The 18965-nt window shown below is 58.0% G+C and carries 19 protein-coding genes and 2 pseudogenes; 13 read left to right on the forward strand and 8 right to left on the reverse strand.

Annotation, left to right across the window (positions count from 1 at the left end):
* Positions 1-719 precede the first annotated feature (719 nt).
* Genes CO656_RS27775 through CO656_RS27785 form a run of 4 tightly spaced genes read right to left on the reverse strand, consistent with a single transcriptional unit; the run spans position 720 to position 2079 of the window.
* Positions 720-1238 (reverse strand): thermonuclease family protein, encoded by a 519-nt coding sequence (locus CO656_RS27775; protein ID WP_097527942.1) that lies wholly within the window; start codon positions 1236-1238, stop codon positions 720-722.
* An 8-nt stretch (positions 1239-1246) separates the two neighbouring features.
* The gene (locus CO656_RS30405) at positions 1247-1423 is read right to left on the reverse strand and encodes a hypothetical protein (RefSeq protein ID WP_176536709.1); all 177 of its coding nucleotides are present in this window, start codon (positions 1421-1423) and stop codon (positions 1247-1249) included.
* A gap of 16 nt (positions 1424-1439) precedes the next feature.
* On the reverse strand, positions 1440-1637 hold the full coding sequence (locus tag CO656_RS31125) for a hypothetical protein (protein WP_097527943.1): 198 nt from the start codon (positions 1635-1637) through the stop codon (positions 1440-1442).
* Positions 1627-2079: a hypothetical protein gene (locus CO656_RS27785; protein ID WP_097527944.1), complete on the reverse strand. Its 453-nt coding sequence runs from the start codon at positions 2077-2079 to the stop codon at positions 1627-1629. The genes CO656_RS31125 and CO656_RS27785 overlap by 11 nt, the downstream gene beginning before the upstream one ends.
* Before the next feature lie 698 nt (positions 2080-2777).
* Between CO656_RS27785 and ligD the strand changes: the two genes are divergently transcribed.
* The 3 genes from ligD to CO656_RS27805 all read left to right on the forward strand — a co-directional run bounded on the left by ligD (position 2778) and on the right by CO656_RS27805 (position 5212).
* Complete coding sequence (ligD, locus tag CO656_RS27795) at positions 2778-3773, forward strand: non-homologous end-joining DNA ligase (protein ID WP_097527945.1); 996 nt, start codon at positions 2778-2780, stop codon at positions 3771-3773.
* 696 nt (positions 3774-4469) lie between these two features.
* On the forward strand, positions 4470-4766 hold the full coding sequence (locus tag CO656_RS27800; protein ID WP_097527946.1) for a hypothetical protein: 297 nt from the start codon (positions 4470-4472) through the stop codon (positions 4764-4766).
* 131 nt (positions 4767-4897) lie between these two features.
* The gene (locus CO656_RS27805; RefSeq protein ID WP_097527947.1) at positions 4898-5212 is read left to right on the forward strand and encodes a succinoglycan biosynthesis protein exoi; all 315 of its coding nucleotides are present in this window, start codon (positions 4898-4900) and stop codon (positions 5210-5212) included.
* 21 nt (positions 5213-5233) lie between these two features.
* Here the strand turns inward: CO656_RS27805 and CO656_RS27810 are convergent, their stop codons facing one another.
* Positions 5234-5521: a hypothetical protein gene (locus CO656_RS27810; RefSeq protein ID WP_097527948.1), complete on the reverse strand. Its 288-nt coding sequence runs from the start codon at positions 5519-5521 to the stop codon at positions 5234-5236.
* Positions 5522-6205: 684 nt separating this feature from the next.
* Between CO656_RS27810 and CO656_RS29990 the strand changes: the two genes are divergently transcribed.
* From CO656_RS29990 to CO656_RS29995, 5 genes are all read left to right on the forward strand, one after another.
* Positions 6206-6301 carry a pantocin A family RiPP gene (locus tag CO656_RS29990; RefSeq protein WP_103451140.1) on the forward strand — a complete coding sequence of 32 codons (96 nt, stop codon included), beginning with the start codon at positions 6206-6208 and terminating at the stop codon, positions 6299-6301.
* A 62-nt stretch (positions 6302-6363) separates the two neighbouring features.
* Positions 6364-7488: a ThiF family adenylyltransferase gene (locus CO656_RS27820; protein ID WP_234819664.1), complete on the forward strand. Its 1125-nt coding sequence runs from the start codon at positions 6364-6366 to the stop codon at positions 7486-7488.
* The gene (locus tag CO656_RS27825; protein ID WP_097527949.1) at positions 7475-8143 is read left to right on the forward strand and encodes a hypothetical protein; all 669 of its coding nucleotides are present in this window, start codon (positions 7475-7477) and stop codon (positions 8141-8143) included. The genes CO656_RS27820 and CO656_RS27825 overlap by 14 nt, the downstream gene beginning before the upstream one ends.
* Before the next feature lie 25 nt (positions 8144-8168).
* Positions 8169-9023: a DMT family transporter gene (locus CO656_RS27830; RefSeq protein WP_158254918.1), complete on the forward strand. Its 855-nt coding sequence runs from the start codon at positions 8169-8171 to the stop codon at positions 9021-9023.
* 273 nt (positions 9024-9296) lie between these two features.
* A complete protein-coding gene (locus CO656_RS29995; RefSeq protein ID WP_141471824.1) occupies positions 9297-9629 on the forward strand; it encodes a hypothetical protein in 333 nt (110 codons plus the stop codon).
* A gap of 508 nt (positions 9630-10137) precedes the next feature.
* Here CO656_RS29995 and CO656_RS27840 read toward each other — a convergent pair.
* The 3 genes and pseudogenes from CO656_RS27840 to CO656_RS27850 form a co-directional block, all read right to left on the reverse strand.
* Positions 10138-10380: a helix-turn-helix transcriptional regulator gene (locus CO656_RS27840; protein ID WP_028003524.1), complete on the reverse strand. Its 243-nt coding sequence runs from the start codon at positions 10378-10380 to the stop codon at positions 10138-10140.
* Positions 10381-10707: 327 nt separating this feature from the next.
* A pseudogene (locus CO656_RS27845) lies at positions 10708-11248 on the reverse strand (MaoC family dehydratase).
* Positions 11249-12312: 1064 nt separating this feature from the next.
* Positions 12313-12663 (reverse strand): hypothetical protein, encoded by a 351-nt coding sequence (locus tag CO656_RS27850; RefSeq protein WP_141471826.1) that lies wholly within the window; start codon positions 12661-12663, stop codon positions 12313-12315.
* Between the two features lie 176 nt (positions 12664-12839).
* On the opposite strand from CO656_RS27850, the gene CO656_RS27855 reads away from it, so the two are divergent.
* The 5 genes and pseudogenes from CO656_RS27855 to CO656_RS27875 all read left to right on the forward strand — a co-directional run bounded on the left by CO656_RS27855 (position 12840) and on the right by CO656_RS27875 (position 18653).
* On the forward strand, positions 12840-13430 hold the full coding sequence (locus tag CO656_RS27855) for a NodA family N-acyltransferase (protein ID WP_097527953.1): 591 nt from the start codon (positions 12840-12842) through the stop codon (positions 13428-13430).
* 213 nt (positions 13431-13643) lie between these two features.
* Positions 13644-13790: pseudogene (locus CO656_RS27860) on the forward strand (LysR family transcriptional regulator); the annotation flags it as partial.
* 255 nt (positions 13791-14045) lie between these two features.
* The gene (locus CO656_RS27865; protein ID WP_097527954.1) at positions 14046-15074 is read left to right on the forward strand and encodes an AraC family transcriptional regulator; all 1029 of its coding nucleotides are present in this window, start codon (positions 14046-14048) and stop codon (positions 15072-15074) included.
* Between the two features lie 519 nt (positions 15075-15593).
* On the forward strand, positions 15594-16571 hold the full coding sequence (locus CO656_RS27870; protein WP_097527955.1) for a LysR family transcriptional regulator: 978 nt from the start codon (positions 15594-15596) through the stop codon (positions 16569-16571).
* A gap of 855 nt (positions 16572-17426) precedes the next feature.
* Complete coding sequence (locus CO656_RS27875) at positions 17427-18653, forward strand: amidohydrolase family protein (RefSeq protein ID WP_097527956.1); 1227 nt, start codon at positions 17427-17429, stop codon at positions 18651-18653.
* Positions 18654-18965: the final 312 nt, after the last annotated feature.

Genomic DNA, 18965 nt, shown 5'->3' on the forward strand with positions numbered 1-18965 from the left:
GGCTGCGCTTCATTCTCTGGTCCTCTCAATGGGCCAGAGCTTACTTCAAAATGGATTATTTCAACGGGGCAAGGTCAGGTTGAACCATTGGAGCCTGCCCGGAAGACCGATCTCCCGCTACTCCCATGCAGGGAGGCCGCCGGTGCCCCAATCATCCGATCTTTTTTAAGCCGACTTGGCCCTAGCCATAACGACGCTTCATGGCGGCACGCCGTAGCATGAACGTCCGTATCTCATTGTCAGATGTTTCCGGCCACTCTGATTTAACCCACTGGAGCCAAAGCGGCATCGCTCTCGCCATCATCGGGGCGCAGTCGCTCAAAGCGTAGCAGTTCAGTTTCTTGCCATTCCTCTTGGATTTCTCCTCGACCATTGTGGAGGCAAGTAGAGGCAACTGCGGCCATCGCGATCACCCAGAGTGCGTTTGCTTCAGCGCCGAAGTACCAAGCGGCGGCAAATGCCGCTGATCCAGTCAAAAGCTGCCTCAGCTCGGCTGAAATAGGTGATTGGGCGGGAATCCCTTAGATACCTTCCACCAGCGAGTCACCTCAAAGTACATAAGGAAGATGGTTGACCAGGCGATAGCACCGAGCACATGCGACGTCGCACCGAACGCCCACGCCAGGATGAAGACAGCCGAGCACGCAAGTCCTGTCAATATGCGCTGACGATTGATAGAGATAAAGCGCCGCATAACACCCCCCAACGACGGCTCTATGCTAGCAAGACGCATCACGCTTTGCACGCGCTGCGCGCGTCTGGCAAGGCAACTCGAACTCGCCGCGCCAAATCCCGGCGCCGTTAGAGCGCGCTGCCCGCTGCACGCCAGCGTATGAGCCCTTGCTGTATCTTCCCCAATTCACCGCATTGCCGCTTTCGACGAGCCAGCGATTGACCTCGCGGCCGTCGGCACGAAAGCACACGCCGACGAAACGGTCGTAGCGGTCGCGATCAAGGATCTCGCAGCGGGTAGGGCGGGGCGCGGCGAGGAAGCGTTCGAGTGCGAATGCTGCCTCTTTGCCACAGCGGTAGCTGCCGCCGTCTCCATCCTCGCATTTTCGCCAGCTCTCCGGTGCATCGACACCGTGAAGGCGAATGCGCTGGCCGCGGATCTCAATGGTGTCGCCGTCGATGACGGTTGCACGGCCGGTAATGTGGGCGGCGGAGTGGGCGCGGTCGAGGGGAAACGCGGCAACGGCGGCCGCCAGGAGCGCAGGAACGAAACGTCGAGATTTCATTTTGAAGCTCAGAGACGCGCGGAAGCGCTGACCTGCGGCACTGGCGTCGGCCCCTCACTCATGCGCATCTCGACTATCTGCAATTCCACATGCAAGCCCCGATACGCGGCTTGGCGAACCGTCTCGTTGAATATGCGCATCGCTTCGTGCAGGTTTTCCGCAGCTTCCCGCTGTTCTTCTGTCATTGTCGTACGAGCCTCGTCATTCGTGCGCTGACGTATCGTCTTCGACAACGCCGCCGTCAACTCGGTTGGGCCGATGCTCCATGCAAAACCAGCTGGGCGCGGCCTTACCGACCGCAAAGCCCAGGCTGCCCCACTTTTGACATTCGGGGCGCTCGCAGTAGTGGACGTATGGGCCAGCCTCGAAATGCGGCTTCGCGCCTTGCTCATCGCTCATTGGCTTTGTCCCGGCGACGGCCGAACTGCTCTTCGAACGCTTGCTGCCAGTTTGAATGGCAAGAGCTCCCGGCGTGCTTCAACTGCTCGAAGTGGAATCTTTGCAGCAACGCCGCTGAGATTATGTGAGCCATTTCGCTGCGGGCGCTTTCTGCTTTCGACCGATCCTGGTCGCATGCGGCCCGGCGCAGCTCGATCGGTATCGAGTAGAGCGTCTGTGTAACGAAAGGCGTGATCGCCGGAGAGCGCAACACCGACGCGATGTCGAAAATGGCAAACGCTCGAAAGGAATCGGCAATAATAGCGGCAACCTCCTGCACGCCGCGGACCTCGACCGGATGGCGATATTGATCCAGGCCGGCGAAGCCCCGCCGCTGATGGGATTTCAATACGGCAAGATCTACAGCAATGAGGCTCTCGATTTCATCTGCAAGTGTTCGCATCGGCGCACCTTTCCTAACCGCAAAGCGGTCTTATCGGCCCCCTTGTTGTCAGATTGGCGCGCCGCAGCGCCGATGAATGTTCTTATTATGTTCTCATGCGCAGCAGAGTCAATGTGCACCATCCGAATACCCACGGCGTTTACTGCGGCCGACCCATACCGTCGGAAAGGGCAGGTGGCTGGGCGACGTAAACTCCCTGCGTCAGTTGCTGCACAGATCGGGGAACCGACTTACCGTGACTTTCGTTGAACGCAAATTAGGCGTCACTGAAATAGTGAAGGAGACACAATGAAAAGGTCCGTCGGTAAGCTACTCGCGATAGGCTTGATCGGGACCAGCACGTGGGCAGCAATCCCTGCCGTCCCGTCAGCGCAGTCTTTGGACCTGTATATCGGACCCGGTGGACCGGAGCTGCGGGAGCGAAGATATGATGATGACGACGATTATCGGCGCTATCGCGGCTGCAGCGAGCGCCAGGCTATTCGTCGTGCTTACAGGCTCGGAGTTCATGACCCCGAGATCCAATCAATCACAGGTCGCGAGATTGCCGTTGAGGGAATAAGACGTGGACGCTTTACGACCGTGTACTTCGCTAATCGTCCCGGCTGTCCGCGTAGGTTGAGATTAGTGGCGGATACGTCAGCGGTTCCTCAGGTACAAAAACACGCGGCGTTTCCAGCGACGCCACTTGAAACCACATGACGAAATCAGCCGCAAAGAGTCGGATTGCACCCTCGAGAAGGCCGCCAACGGTGCCACCAGACCCGATGCCGGCGCGCGTTGACCCCTGTCTCGCAATGCTCGTCGATCGGCCACCACCCGGGCCGGACTGGGCCTTCGAAGTGAAATGGGACGGCTACCGGCTTGCCGTCCACATCGAGCCCAGTCGCGTGCGCATCATAACGCGAGGCGGCTACGACTGGACGGATCGCTTCCCCTCTATCGCTGCCGAGGCGCGGCTTCTTGGGCTGAAGACCGCAATCCTCGACGGCGAGGCGGTCGTACTCGACGGGCACGGCCGCTCTGACTTCGGCATGCTCCAGCGTGCCCTCGGCCGCCTGCCGACTACGCAAGGGCCTGGCGAAATCATCCTCTACACCTTCGATCTCCTCTATCTCGATGGCTGCGACCTGCGCCGGCTACCGCAACGAGAACGGCGACGCTTGTTGGAGCAGGTCGTACCCGTTGACCGAAATGGCGCAATTCGCCTCTCGGAGGAGGTGCCCGCGGACGGGGATGAGTTCCTGCGTGTCGCCTGCGCCCACGGGATCGAGGGCATCGTCGCGAAGCACCATGAGCGCCCCTACCGCTCCGGCCGACGTCCCGACTGGCTCAAGATCACCTGCACGCGGCGCGACAGCTTCGCGATCGTCGGTTTTGAACCATCGACCGTGCCTGGTGCAATCGGCCGGCTGCTGCTGGCTGCACGACGGGGCGGTGAGCTCGTCTACGTCGGCGGCTGCGGAACCGGATGGACGCAGGCAGAGTCGAGGAAGCTACGCGAAGTGCTGCAGGAAATCGCGACGGACTCGCCAGCGGTGAAACTGAAGCGGAAGAGCGCAGTATTCTGCGAGCCAGTGCTCGTCGCTGAGGTCGAGTATCGCGCCTGGACGGACGAGGGCAAGCTGCGGCATCCGTCGTTTAAGGGGATACGGGAAAGGGCGGACGATGCGACGGTATATGAGTTGAAATAGCGGCCCGCGAAAGAGGCGGACCCGCAGGAGCGATCGGCGGCGTGACAGTCTCCTCGGAAGCAGATGTCGCACAAAGGGATCTCGGGGTTCGTGGCCTCCCACCATCGCATCGGGCTGCCACAATGGAGGCACTCGTCTCCGCGCGCGCCAGCTCCGCCAGCACGACGCATCGCTGCCTTTTGGGCTCCCGCTTCCGGTTTAAGCGCATCGTCGCGTCGCTTTAGCTCGGCTGCCCGCTCTTCGTCAGTAAAACCGCTCACCTACGCACTCCCCTCCGTCTCACTCCCCTCGTACAAATCACGCAGGGGCAGGAAGCCATATCCCTCCTTACGACGCTGCCCGGCCATATGCAGCTACACTGGAACACCTGCATCGCAGCGCTAATGGCGGTACGGGCCATCCATCTAATCTGGCCATGGCATGCAAGCGCTGCATCAATACGCGTGGCGAGCGTGACTGGCTTAGCTACGCGTCCTGGCGACGCGACGAGTTTTAAGAACTCCGAGCGCACCTTGCCACCACCAGCCGCCAGGCTGCCGGCTCACCACCGGATCAACGCGCTCCCGGCCACGGTTCACACTGGCGCCAGCCCTTCGCTCTTCGTGGGCGAGGGGACTTTTCTGTCATGCGTACACCCATTCATCGGCGGTTCAGCCTCCACGGCGCAATCTCATTAGCACCGAGGAGGATCCCTTCATGAGCAAGTTCTTATCGGCCATCACAGCCGCGGTTTTGGCTGCGTCATTCGCTTTGCCGTTAAGCGCCACGCCAATCTCCGCGCATAGGCTGGAGCACTTGAAGACGGGCTCGGTTGAGCAGGTCAACCACCGACGCAATTGGCGAGACAGCCATTGGAACAGGCGGCACGCTTGGCGCTCATGCCGCTACTACGGCAGGTGCTTCCCACGCTATGACTACAGCCAGAGCTACGGCTACCGCGACGATTACCGCTACAATCGGCGACCGGGCGTCAATATTTACTTGAATTTCTAACGACCGGCGGTTGCATCTTCCATTAGGGAGGGTTTTTTTTCCGCCTCGCCGCGAACTAACCCATTTGGGCAGCTTTTGCTGGCACGAGATGCGATCTACCCTCCTGACGCGAAGATCTGGCGGAGAGGGGCATGCGTTACCGCCCACACCCGGGCCGTCCGCAGAAACGGTCTGTACTGTCCTATCCTGGCCTGCTGATCGGCGCTCTTGCTGTCGGTGCAGCCGCGGGCATGACCGCGGGTGACCTTCTTGCCTCACTTACTGGCGGTTCTGCTGGACCCTGCGATATCAAAGGCAATATCAGCATCGACACCGGCGAGCGGATATTCCACGTGCCTGGTCAGAGATTTTACTCGCAGACAAAGATCAGCCCGCAATATGGGGAGCGTTGGTTCTGTTCGGAGTTCGAGGCTTGGGCCGCGGGGTGGCGGAAGTCGAAGGTGTGACGCGATGCCGTCCATTGATGACTATTGCAGATCGGACAATCCGCTGGTGATCGTGAACTTGAGCCCGGTACTCGGATCAAAACTAACGTCCTCGGCCGGGTAGACCGCGACATAGCCCAGTCTCGTGAATCCCGACACCGTCTCTTGCGGGTCGCTGTGGACAGTGTCGTTGGTAAGGAGCACCCGCTTCTCTTGTTCAATTCCCTGGACGTATTTCTGAATTTTTGCGAGGCTCGGCCCATTCGCTACAGGCTCGAAAGGATCGTGATAGTGCGGCCAGTTCTCCTTCGCCCATGACTGTGCACGCACGGCAACTCTTTCCCGTCAACAGTCGCAAACCATGAGCCTCGACTACCCTTAGCTTTTTTGGTGGACATCTTAGATCCTCTGAGTCGTCATTTTAACGAGCGACGCGACAGGCCGTTGGCATTTTCACGGTCATGATCATCGGCGCAAAGCAAGCATAAAACGTAAAAACCATAACAAAATCAACGGCCAGTGGCGGAGGAGGTGGATTCGAACCCACGGTACGCTTTCACGCACGCTGGTTTTCAAGACAGTGCCTTAAACCACTCGGCCACGCTTCCTAGAACGGTTTTCAGGCACCCGGCCGCAACTGTGGCTTGCCCCCGATAACAGATCGGGACGTCGTGATTGGAGCAGGAGGACGCGTCGCGTCGGATTTGTCCGCTTCGCCACGGTCTTGTTCGGCGAGCCACCTCGAAGCACATCCACTCAAGCCTTTGAACGACACGGGAAAAAAGATCTGCCACGCTCCCGGCCCGACTGGCACGATATTTGAGTCTCCTTAGAGCGGGGCGCTGGCGACCTGGTGACCGCAAGTGCTCTGCCGAAAACGGCCGAGCGCAATCGGTGGAGTAAGGCTCCATCACAATTGTCTGCGCCTCGCGATGTCACGTCTTGACGTGCTCGAACGGTCACCGACGGTGGGTTGCGCCGATTGTGGCGCGCTTTCGAAAGAGAGGAACGAGTATGAAGAAGCTTGTATTTTCTGACCTTGAAAAGCGCATCTCCGCTATCAGCGAAGAAGACGCAACGTACAGCAAAGGCAAGATTATCCTCGCCTAGGCTGTAGATCCGGGGGCGAAGTCAACGCGCGACTTCGCCCTTCCTTTTGAGCGAGGCATCTCGTGGAGTATGCAAAACCTTTATTAAAGCGGTCCCACCATGTTCTCGTAGCAGAGGACGGGAGCATTTGTATCGGTGAAATACCCGGAAAATCAAAGATCATCCAGTCTCCTCCCCCTTGGGTTGCAGTTGTGCTGTCGAGGCTCGACGGCGAGCACACAATACCGAGGATACTGAAGGAGCTTAAGGCAGAACATTACGACGTCACGGATGGTGACGTGCGCGATTTCGTCTCAGCCCTTGCTGGCTTCGGACTTATTGAAGAGAGCTCTCGATTTTCCAGCTTGCTGAGCTCAGAGGAGATCGAGCGCTACGACAGGCAGATGCTGCAATTTTCACTCATCGACGAAGATCGGGTAGATAATGCGACAGCCTATCAAGAGCGGTTAAAGCAGGCCCGTGTGCTCGTGCTGGGAATGGGGGGTTGGGGAACATGGTGCTCCCTCCTCCTTGCACGATCCGGGATCGGCGCATTGCGGATCGTGGATGGGGACGATGTCGAGCTTTCCAATCTCAATCGCCAGGTTCTCTACAACACCACTGATCTTGGGGCACGAAAAGTAGATGCCGCGGCCGCAAACGTTCGGAAGCATAATCCGCATGTTCGCGTTGAACCCTTTTACGAGTTTGCCCTACCGGATCGTGTTCGCTTGGGAGAGCTGCTGAAAGGAGTTACCGTTGCAATTCTGGCTTGGGCGAGCTTGGGGTACTATCGCAAGGACAGCGTCGAGAGGATAGTCCACGAGATCGCTCGCGATCGGCAGATCCCGGTGATCGAACTTGGCGGTGACCCGCTCGATATATCGGTCGGTCCAATTTATCTCAATGACGGCAGCCACCCCTCATTCGAAGACCTGCGGCGCATTTCTCAAGACCGATTCTATAGTGATGACGCACTGGTTAGAAGCTTCCAGGAAGCCCGGCTGAAAAATGAGTTCGCCAACGGCAATCGCAGCGTCAATGCGTGGCAAAGCTCACCATCGTTGGCGGTAATGGCGGGTCTTGCAGCCGACCAGGTCCTGAAACTTATTACAAAGTACGACAACTGCAATCTCGTGGGGAAACGATTCCACATGTCGTTAAGGACATACGCGACGCGTGAAGAGGTGCTTTTTGAGCAAGATTGAATCGCTACGCGAGACGTTTGACGTCGAAGGGTTCGTCTATTTCGACCTATCCGAATTCCTGCCCGGCTTGCCGCGGATCGCCGAGGGCGTCGAGAGGATCGAGGATCGCTTCTGGTCAGCAATCATCAAAAATCGAGATGGTGTGGCGGATTACTATCAGGACAGCCGGGCAGCCGCTGCTCACGAACTGGCAATCGCCGATTATACAGCTGGCGAATTCTCCTATTCGTTCAAGCGTTTGGAAGACACCCCAACCAATAACCGAAACCCCATATTTTGGGGTGTGAAGACACTTTTGTCGTCGGAACCCATGTTTGAGCTCTTGAAGCAGGTCACAGGAAGACAAGCCACGGCCATCCGGCAATTCTACTTCAATAGGTTTGACGAAGGGGAGTTTCTATTTACGCATACAGACCCGGGCCAGAGTTTCGGTCTCGTTCTTAACCTGTCGAAGGGGTGGGAACCGAACCATGGCGGTCTCACGATGGTGCAGACCGACGATCGCAAAGCGATTAGAGCATGTTTGGTCCCGACCGAGTTTCAGGCGCTGATCTTTGATACCAGCGCCCGCTTGATTCCGCATTTCGTCTCGATGGTCACTGCTCGGCCGAGGGCAAAACGAATAGCAGTAGTCGTCAGATATGACGCGGAATAATAGGGCGACCTTTGATATGAGGTCCTTGCTGGCCCTGCTGGCCGGGGGAGCCGTGGTGTTGATTTGGAGCACAGCGTTCTCCCTTTCTCGCGAGGCAATCAAAGACTTGGGTGTTTGGCCCTTTCGCTTTTACAGTCTACTGGCGGGCCTTCTTCCAATAGCTGTATTCCTTCCTAAGAGCATGCGGGAGCTTCGAACAGCGTCAATCGAAGAACGACACAACACGCTCATCGTTGCAGTCATCAACGGGTTCGTCGTGTCGACGGTCAACGTGATAGCTCTTGCATTCTTTCCAGCGCCGGCGGTTCTGACGTTAATGTACACGATGCCCGCCATTACGAGCCTGATCGAGATTGTGTCGGGAAAGCGCCTCCATCCGTTCGCAATGCTTGCACCCATCGTAGCGGTCGTCGGCGTATTGTTGTACATCGGTGGCAGCAGCTTCGGGGCGGGTGCGATGCTGGTTCTGATCAACGCGAGTGCCTGGGCTTTTGCAACAATCCTGGCAGGAAGGCCATCCCACTCAATTTCCGGCATCAGTAGGGTGGCGTTGCAATGCATATTGGCTTTCGTCCTGAACCTCCCTTTCTTCTTCATTTTCACGGTGGTGCCAAAAGGATCAATTCCACTTCCAAGCTGGAACGATTTGCTAGCTATTCTCTATTCGGGTGTGCTGAACGGTGCTGTCGCGTTTTGGCTTTGGTACTACGCAATTGCCGGCATCGGCGTCGGCAGGGCCGCGTACTTGACGCTGCTCGTGCCAGTAGCAGGAAGCGTTTTCGCTTCAGCTTTTTTTGGAGATGAACTTGGCCCCCGGCAGGTTCTCGGCATCGCTCTTGTCTCCGGCAGCATGCTTCTGAGGGTTTCTGTCCCGCGATGACGCCAGCCTCCCTGTCATGAACCTTGGTCCTTGCTGGCCGAAGAATGCCGATCTCCTATCTCTTTGAAATACTGCAGTTGCATAGGTGGTGCCAACGGCTTGCGTGGGTCTTCTTACACCGTTGTTGGAAGTGTTTGACATGGAGATCGGCACGTCTGATGCCGGACCGATCTGGACGAAGTTTAGGCGCGACGAAACCGCACGGTCTTAAAGTCGACCTCCGTAAGCCGAGATCTCTATAGAAGCGGCTTCGGCATGGGGCGGGAGATCAGAATGGACGATCCGGGCGGACTTCCACACTCGGACGGCAACGGGCTTGATGCCGCTGACGACAAAGGATGCCCTAACCGTTTGTGCAGCTATTGCCGACGGACGCTTGCCGGCATGGGTCATCCCTGTCTTGCCTCGCTCCCCGTCAAACCGACAAGGTCAGGCCTGAAACTTACGCGTGAAATGGGCGGGATGCCGGTGGTTGCCGAAATCGACGCGCGCGCGTCATCACCCGCCACGATTGCACGAGCGTGCTTTCTTCGATCGCTGGCGAAGTCGCCGCAACTCGCCGTCAAGACGGCCATCCACGGCGGCGAGGCTTTCACCCGGTCCTGATCATTAAACGAAGGACATCAGGCTGTCTCACTCCCGATTGAAACAGCCCGATGAGCTTTCCGGCAAGCTCATCGGCTCGGTCGCTTGTAATTGGAATGCGTCGGACCCCGATTTCCTCATCGAGGATGCTTTGGAGCAAGTCGAGGTCGTCAGGCGAGAGGGGAGCGTTATAGGAATCGTTGCCAGAATACATTGCGCAACTCGCTTAGTCGGGGCGAAAGCGCAGAACTTCCAGCCAGCGGCGCCCGTGTAACCAGCCGCTGATAAGAGCAATGTACGCCCTATTGGCAGGAGCGCAACACAGGGGACCCGTTCAGTCACGTAGCGTACAAAAAAGGCCGGGCTGAACCCGGCCCTGCTGCCGCCAAAGGCAATACATCCGTGGACAATGGCTATAAGGTCACTGGTAGTCGCCGATCATGGCGAGATTCAACAAAGCTGTGGCGGTGTAAGTGGTCTTTGCAACAAGAGGCGTCGGGTATTGCTGGCAGCGTCACCCCCCGTTCCGTTAGTCCAACAGGAAAGTGGAGGTTGGCACTCGAAGTGCCGCCGCGATGCGCCTGAGCTTGTCTGGGTCGACATCATCACCGAGTTCAATCCTAGTGATTTCCGCGCCAGTCAGTCCGCAGGTCAATGCAAGATCCTCGATGCTGTATCCAACCGCTTCGCGAGATCGCCGAACAGCATCACCAATATCAACGTAGCCCTGCTTCGTCACAGGCGCACCTGCATTGTTTGCTGAATTTGGCATGGTTAACTCCTTCGATCATGCGCCATAGGGAAACGGCAACCATAGTGCACGACAAACAGATTATGGTGCAGTGCAACATGATTACCTTAAGTATGACAATTGAAAGGCAGGCACCGCATGATCCGACTACCGTGGTGATGACCATTTTGAGAAGCTAGGAACTTTTTGACGCCGGCATTGCCAAACGCGCGAAGCTAGCTCTCAACACCGTTATAGGAGCTGCCATCCCGAAAGCTCCCGGGCCAGGCTAGTCTACGCTCGCGAGTGAGGCGGATGTGGATCGCTCCCTTCCCCTGAAACACTGCCAGGTCAGGGCAAGCCGAACCTCTATTGTGCGGCGGCGGGAATAGTGCGCCTGCGCATGCCGGCGAAAGTCGCTCGCCGGGCCTGCTCAGACATGAGCTTTGCGTCGAATTGAATCATTGTCTGCCACGTTGCATTGAGCGCGGGCTTTCTTTCGCCCTCGATCTCCACTGTCACGTCATAGATAATCATCAGCATGCTGGCGGCGCAGAAGCGGGCGTCGGCCATGGTGAAGCGGCCGCGCACGCGTGCGCCGCACTTGACCGGCGCCATGAAGCGAACTTTGTCGAACCCATAATTGATGCCCATCGTCAGCTCGCGGATCTTCGGCAGGCAATTGTAATTCATCGCCGAGAGCAGCGAGAGAGACAGGAACCATTCGCGCTCGTGCCGCGGAATGATGTCTCCGTTGCTGCGCGTACCGGGTCGGTGTGAATGAACTGGAGTCTCCCGTCGCCTCCGCGAAGTTGTCGATGGTCTCTTGTGTCACGGTGATCCAGTCGGAGACGCCGATCTCCTTGCCGATCAGGTCCTTGACATCGGAGAGCGAGATTTCTTGCGGCATGTAGTTATCCTGACAGGGCCTCGAGCCGAACTGTAGTTGTTAGGCGAGGCTCTAGAAGAGCGGCGGTACGATTTTAGGAAGCTATCCGCTCAGCTGCCTGACGCCCAACGGTCGCGGTCCCCGCCGCTTGTGCGTCGCGCTGCGGTTGATCACGACGGGGGTCGCATGGACCTCCCTCCGCCGACTTTTAAGTGACTGAGATAATGATCCTGGACCAATAGCCATTATGGAGACGGACGGCATCGTACCTATGGGAGCATGCAAAACTTCCTTCCTTTGTTCTTTACTTCATCTTGTTCTAATAGCACTTGATCAGGTTTGATAAATTGATTGTTTGGATGGCACCGATCCACATTCTCGATATATGGGGGCGCCCTGTCTTTTGCAGGTCTTGATCTCGGCTCGGCGGAGCTCGCGGTGCTGCCTTCGCACCGACGTCGCCCGTCGTGGGAGCCAAGAGGCATGGTAATGCAAGCGAGTTATTCTCGGATGCGGTACGTTGAGGGCACTGACGCATTTGTTCGGCGTAACCGCCCGCATTTAGATCCAGGCTATCATTCGCTTTGAAGGCATGCGCCGGGGGTCCAATCGCGGGTTCAAGGAGCTTTCAACGTCTCATGTGGGGACGCGGCCATGTCGCGTTGGGAACGCAGGACCGCACCACCTCCTTCAGTGTAAACAAGCGTGCTGGTGACTTCCCACCTCACGAGGGTTGTTAAGGTTGACCAGCGGTCAATGGGCCACCTGGCCTGGATTACGCTGTCTGCCTCCTCCGCTTGACGTGCCGGCGGGGCGCCGGACACCCACTATTTGCTCGTCACGGGGCCTGGCAGTGCCTGTACAGCGGACTGGCAGATATTCTATATAGATTGTCAGTTCATCGAAATACCTCCAATTTAGAATGCGCTAAATGGGCGTGGCGAGCTTAATGCGCTTGCCGTCGTCGCAACACGAGGCCACAGGCGGGCCTAAGCGTCGGAACAGGATCCTTTCATGCTGGACTTCGCAGCCTCTCGGAAACGAACAAGCCCAGACGTCCCTACACCTCCCGTTGGGGCGCTTTTTCAGCACGAAGGGACGATAGACAGCTGCGTCATGCCGGCGACCCGGATCCGATGGATGTCATCCGCAACTTTTCCGCTGCGCTGCATCAAAGCGCGCGCGTCGTGCACACCATGGTGCCCAAGGGGTGGCTGGAGAAGGGCTCGGGCCGGGACGAACGGCACGGACTTGATGAATGTGTTCCGCTGAATTGGGATGCGGCGTTTGACCTCCTGTGCAATGAACTCTCCCGCGCCGGCTCTGGCTCCATCTTCGGCGATTGCTATAGCTGGCAACGCGCCGGCCGCTTCCATGCCGAGCGTTATCCATCGCGCCATGAACATCGCCTGTTCCGACGGTGTGGGATCGGTCACCAGCTATTCCTGCCGCCTATTGCAGGCTCTGAGCCCCCATATCCTGGGCGACCACGAGGGCCTGCCAAACCGGTTGCACTGCACGGTGATCCGACTGCGCCTTGACGAAGTGAGCAATAAACTTGGTCGTAAGGTCGACACCTCCGAACTCCATTCAACAGCAAAAAGGTCTTTGCATGCGCTCTAACGTGCGGTGGAAATTGTGTTGGGAAAACGAGTTGCAACTCTCCGACCATGTCGAACTCACGGACTTCTTTCGAAGGACCTATGGACCGACGGGGGCGTTTAACGCGAAGCCGTTCGAAGGCAGTCAAAGCTGGGCCGGGGCAAGACCTGAGCTTCGTGCCATCGCCTACGATTCCAGCGGTGTAGCGGCCCACATGGGCTTGCTGCGCCGTTTCATCAAGGTTGACGGAGTTGACCTGCTGGTGGCTGAACTCGGCTTGTATGGAGTACGTCCGGATCTCGAGGGACTCGGAATCGCCCATTCGATCCATGTCATGCTTCCAACACTGCAAGAGCTTCAAGTTCCATTCGCTTTCGGTACCGTCCGCAACCAGCTGCGGAAACACATTGAGCGGTTCGGCCGACACGGCCTGGTGACTGTTATGTCTGGGATTAGCGTACGATCCACGCTGCCACACGCGCGTATGGACCTGCCGCCCACGCGCGTCGAGGATCCTCTTGTCATCGTCCTGCCTGTCAGTCGGCCGCTCTCCGACTGGCCCGCGGCCAAGATGATCGACCGGAACGGGCCAGAGCTATGAGCCACCTCGACTGCTTGTCCGAAGAGCCGACGCTCATTGGCGAGCTCATGCGGTCTCGCCCGCGGCCCAAAGTCGGTGGCCAGCGGGACCGACGGCGCATGCCCCGGTCGGCGGATCTGCCGGCCGTCCGTTTGAGTTCTGGCAATGACCTTCTTCCAATGGAGCCGTCGATCAAGCGCTTGGCTGGCATAGATCCGCCCCGTGCTAACGGACATGCGGTTTAAGGGCCGTGATCTAAATCTCGTCGTCGCGCTCGACGCCTTGATGACCGGGGTAACGTCACGGGCCGCGGCACGCAATCTCAGCCAGCCGGCCATGAGTGCGGCCGCCGCCCGGCTACGGGCCTATTCCCAAGATGAGCAGTTGCTATAAATCGCTCGGTGCGAATTCGGCGGAAATTATGGTCAGTCCGAGCCGCGCTTCAACGCAATTAGGAGACGATTTTGTCGGCTGCAAGGAACTCCTGTCAAGCAAGTCCTCAGCGGCGACAAGGCTCTGCGCGGACATCTGGCACTATCGCGGCGCGATTGGAATGCATGCAGACCTCTCGTCAGGTCCTTTGAAATTGAAACCAGCAGGAACGATAAAAGCAGCAATAGTGAGCCTGGAGAATGCATGATGGAAAATAGCGCCGGTAATGCCGTTTTTCGATATCGTGGTTCCACGTTCGATAGCATGATCGAAACGCTGGGAGGGGTTTTCGGCACATTCAACGCCGAGCTTGTCGGCCGTGTTCAAGAGTTCCATTGGGGGATCGATCTTTCAGCCTCTGAGAGCGCAGTATTGATTACGGGTCATCATCAGACAGGGTTTCAGTTCCGCGCTGAGTGGTGTGCCGGTGCAACAGAGCACCTATCGATCGTAGTGCCGCGCAGAGGTGGCATGGGGGTCACGTACGGTTCGCGCATGGCCGGGGCCGAACCCGGGAAATTGCTTCTTTACAGGAATTTCGAGCCTGACGGCATCTCAATGCACGGGCAGTCCAATCTGATAGACGAGTTGGTGCTTAATTGGTCGTTGATTCAACGGACCATTGGCGAAACTTTCGACGTGCCGTTCAATGGCTCGCTCGACCTGTTGCCCGAAGTGGACCTGTCAATGCCGGTCGGTAGGACTATCGGCAATGTCACTGAAGCGATAATCAACGGGATCCGCGATAATGGCCCCCTCATTCGGTCCCCCGTAGCGATGGCCCATATTACGGAGGCACTCGCCGACGTGGTAATAAGGATGGTGCCTCATCGGTTGTCGCATCTACTGAATAAGAAGCCTTCCATGATTGCTCCCGGACATGTGCGCCGCGGGATCGAGTTTATGTGCGCCAATATCAACAAGCCGATTACAATGCCAATGGTGGCACATGCAGCGGGTGTTTCCACCAGAGCACTCGAAGCGGGATTTCGTGCTTTCAAGGACACAACGCCTGCAGCCTATCTACAGATGCTTCGGTTACGGGCAGCGCGAGAGGACCTCCTCGATCCAGAGAACCATATGCTTTTGCGGGAAATCTGCCTGAAATGGGGATTCTTCCAGTTCGGGAGGTTCTCCGCAATTTATAGGGCACACTATGGAGAAAATCCGTCCGAAACACGGAGACGCGTTAGCGGGTTGCATTCTCGTAGGTCCCCCGGACAGGGCGAATGATGAAGGCCCTCACGCGCAAATAGAATAATCGGACTCAGCGAAATCGGAAGACGGACAACACGCCGCAGATAAGTCTCTGCGCCGTCGGATGATCGCCGTCGGTGTCGCTGACATTCTCCTCACCAGCATCCGTCACGTCCAACCGCATCATGTAGTCGGCACTTCGCAGTCCGCTTCAAAGATGAACCTCGCAAGCAACGCAGGAGGAACTCGCTCCGCACTGTTTGACCACTCGTGATCGGTGGCCCCGACCCCCCAAAGGCTCGCAACCGAAGGCGGAACATTCGAGATGGGGTGACGGAAGGCCGACCGTTTATCGCTGAAAATCGGCGCGACCCGAGGGTTGGATCGCCCGCTTGCCCGAACACGCGTCCGTAATCCGGCATCGCAATGTTCAAATTCTCGTTCAATGTCCTATTCGCGAATGAAAGTTTCCGTACCGGGTCTCTGTGCTGTGAAACGCCAATTTACATTACTAATAAGGAACGCGGTATACATCCACGCTATGGATAAAGAGACATGCGTTTCAAAGGTCTTGATCTAAATCTCCTCGTCGCGCTCGACGCCTTGATGACCGAGCGTAACGTCACGGCGGCGGCACGCAGCATCAATCTCAGTCAGCCGGCGATGAGCGCAGCGGTTGCGCGGTTACGCACCTATTTCAACGATGAGCTCTTTACGATGAGTGGCCGCGAATTTGTCCCTACGCCACGTGCGGAAGGACTGGCCGCCGCGGTCAGGGAGACTCTGCAGCACATTCAGCTCTCCATCATTGCCTGGGAGCCCTTTAATCCGGCCCGATCGGATCGTCACTTCAGGATCATCGTTTCCGACTACGTGACGCTCGTGTTTTTCGAAAGGGTTGTGGAGCGTGCGACGCGTGAAGCTCCCTCCGTCAGCTTCGATTGTCGGCCTCCCGTGGACGACAATGAGGAGCTTCTGCGGCGCGGCGACGTCGATCTTCTGATTCTGCCGGAGATATTCATGTCAAACGCTCATCCTCGAGCGAAATTGTTCGACGATGTACACGTGTGTGTCGGCTGTCGTTCGAACAAGCAGCTGTCAGAGCCGCTCACATTCGAGAGATACATGTCGATGGGGCACGTTGTCGTTGGGTTCGGGGACTCCCTGAGGCTAGGCCTGGAGGAACGGTACTTGCTGGAGTATGGTCAAAAGAGACGGATCGACGTCGTCGTACACGGCTACAGCATGATTCCGCCCATGCTGTCGGAAACCGATCGTATAGGAACCATGCCCTTACGCCTGGCGCAGCATTTCGCGCAAATCCTGCCCCTTCAAATCGTCGAGCTTCCACTGCCACAACACCTTCCGTTCACCGAGGCCGTCCAATGGCCTGCGCTTCACGATAGTGATCCGGCCAGTCTTTGGCTGCGCGAGATGCTGGTAGAGGAGGCGTCCCGGCTGGCTTCTCCGCTTGCCGCGTTCGGGCTCCTCATCAATCCGGACCAGCACGAATATTGTGCGGCCCAGCTCTGATCCGCGGCCTTCACACGGGCCAAGCAAAAAAGGCGGCATGTCACCCCTTGGCGGCGAAGCGCGTCAACGCTGCCGGCGGCGATCCCGCTCTCCACGCACTTGGGCCGGTCGCCTAGATCAAGGATCAAGTTAGGGGTAGCTGTCTAGATCGGCCCCGCGAAGCTCGAATGATGCGGCGTTCGGGGGGCAGAATAATCCGAAGGTGCAGTCGCCGGTATATGGGCAGGCAGCTTGCCAACCAGCGCTCGGGCTCCAGCGATTATGATGTCACTCCTGAGCGTCCCACCTCTGGCTTAGCGCCGGCTGTCGGGATGTCGAGTCTGCGACACGGGAGTGTCCGGCCAGCTGTTGATTGCTCCCACTTTAGCTGGTGAACCCATCCGGGAACAAGGTCATGTGCAGTTGGCACAGCTTTTGACTATCAGGAAGCGAGGAAGAATGCGACATCCCCGATTGGGAATTCCGGCCCCTAGGAGTGCTTTACAACTATGGTGTCTTTAGATGAGTGGTGTCGATTCTCGCCCGAGGCTGAATGCCCCGATAATAATCCTCATCTCTGGCTTGAAGACATCGATGGCGAAGAAGCCCTCGTCTGGGTCGCGGAGCAATTGGCGAGAACACTGCACCTCTCGGCGGATCGCAGTTCTTTCCGCATATCGATGTGCTCCGCTACAGGAAGCTACTCGGAGGCGCGAGCTGGATTGACGAATACGGCGATCCCGACAACCCGAGGATTGGCCCTTTTTGATCGGTGTTTGGCCGACCATCGAGGCAGGGCGGAGCCCCGCATGCATATCTGGAAGTGATGGCGTTCGGTCAGTGGCCGATTCTTCGCGAAAACCGTGGGGCGCATGGATGAAAACAATCGTTATTCGCAATGCTGCCATCGTGGATGGCACCGCCGACCGTGCCGCGGATCGGGTTGATGTTCTGCTGGCGGATGGATTCGTTGCCGAAGTCGGAGAGCGCTTGAAGGTCCCGGCCGACGCCCGCATTTTTGACGCGGCGGGGCGCTTCGTCATGCCAGGGCTGATTGATTGTCACGTGCATGTGGTTGCCGTGAAAGGAGACCTCGCCGCGAACGCAGAGCTGCCCAACACGCTCGTCGCGCTCCATGCCGCAAATACCATGCGCGGAATGCTGAGCCGTGGCTTCACGACGGTCCGCGACATGGGCGGCGCCGATCAGGGCCTGGTGGACGCCGTCGAGCACGGGCTTATCGAGGGACCGCATCTTGTGATTTGCGGCAAGGCATTGTCTCAGACAGGCGGCCACACCGATTTTCGCGATAGGCACAATCGGCGCCCCGCGGATTATTACCTCGACCAGCTCGGTGCGCTTGGCCGCATTTGCGACGGCGAACCGGAAGTGCGACGGGCGGCCAGGGAGGAGCTGAAGGCGGGAGCGCGCTTCGTCAAGGTCATGGGCAGCGGAGGTGTTTGTTCGCCAACCGACCCGATAGATGCGGTCGCGTTCAGCCTTCCAGAACTGCAGGCGGTGGTCGAGGAAGCGGCGCACCAGCACACTTATGTTGCCGCTCACCTCTATACGGATGAAGCCATTGCCAGGGCGCTTGAGGCCGGGGTGCGGTCGATTGAGCACGGAAATCATATTACCCCGGCAACTGCCAAGCAGGTACGGAAGTCCGGCGCCGTAGTGGTTCCTACGAACATCACATATGCCGCTTTGGCACGCGAAGGCGCCGAACATGGGATGCCGGCGGCATCGCTCGAAAAGATCGATTTCGTCCTCACCGCGGGTCTGACGGCATTGGAGACCTTGCGCGAGGCCAGAGTAACAATGGGCTACGGCTCGGACCTACTCGGCGGGATGCACGAGTATCAAGCGCAAGAATTCGAGCTACGCGGCCGAGTTCTACCGGCACACGAAGTGATCCGCTCGGCCACCATGGATGCGGCTCGGGTCCTCCAGCTGGAGGAAAGGGTTGGGATCATCGCACCAGGGGCTTTCGCAGACGTGATCGTTATCGACGGCGATCCGCTGAAGGACCTGTCGATCCTTGCCGACCCCAAGCGCATTCGCACGATCATCAAAGGCGGCCGTGTTGTGAAAGACCGCTAACCGACGCGCTGCCCGAGCTCGCTGCTGTGAGAGCTCTATCAGGTCATTGGGATGGCTTTTCCGCGGGGGAGTGGCGCGCGGGACGAATATCCCCCCAGGCCGCCAGGAGGATGTAATTCGCTTCGTCACTGACTGGAAGAGCAATGCAGACTGCAGCCGCCGAATGAGCGTGTCAGGTACCTGACACGCCGATGTTCGCCCACTGTCTGGGCGCGCTCTCGTTGAAGCAGCCGCGCACATCGCGAAACAATGTCCCATTCTGTTGGCACATATTTTGAAGGTGACTTATCACGGTCGGACGAAGCTGCCGTC

Origin of the sequence: Sinorhizobium sp. FG01 (genome assembly GCF_002531875.1) — a bacterium.
Taxonomy (GTDB): domain Bacteria; phylum Pseudomonadota; class Alphaproteobacteria; order Rhizobiales; family Rhizobiaceae; genus Sinorhizobium; species Sinorhizobium fredii_C.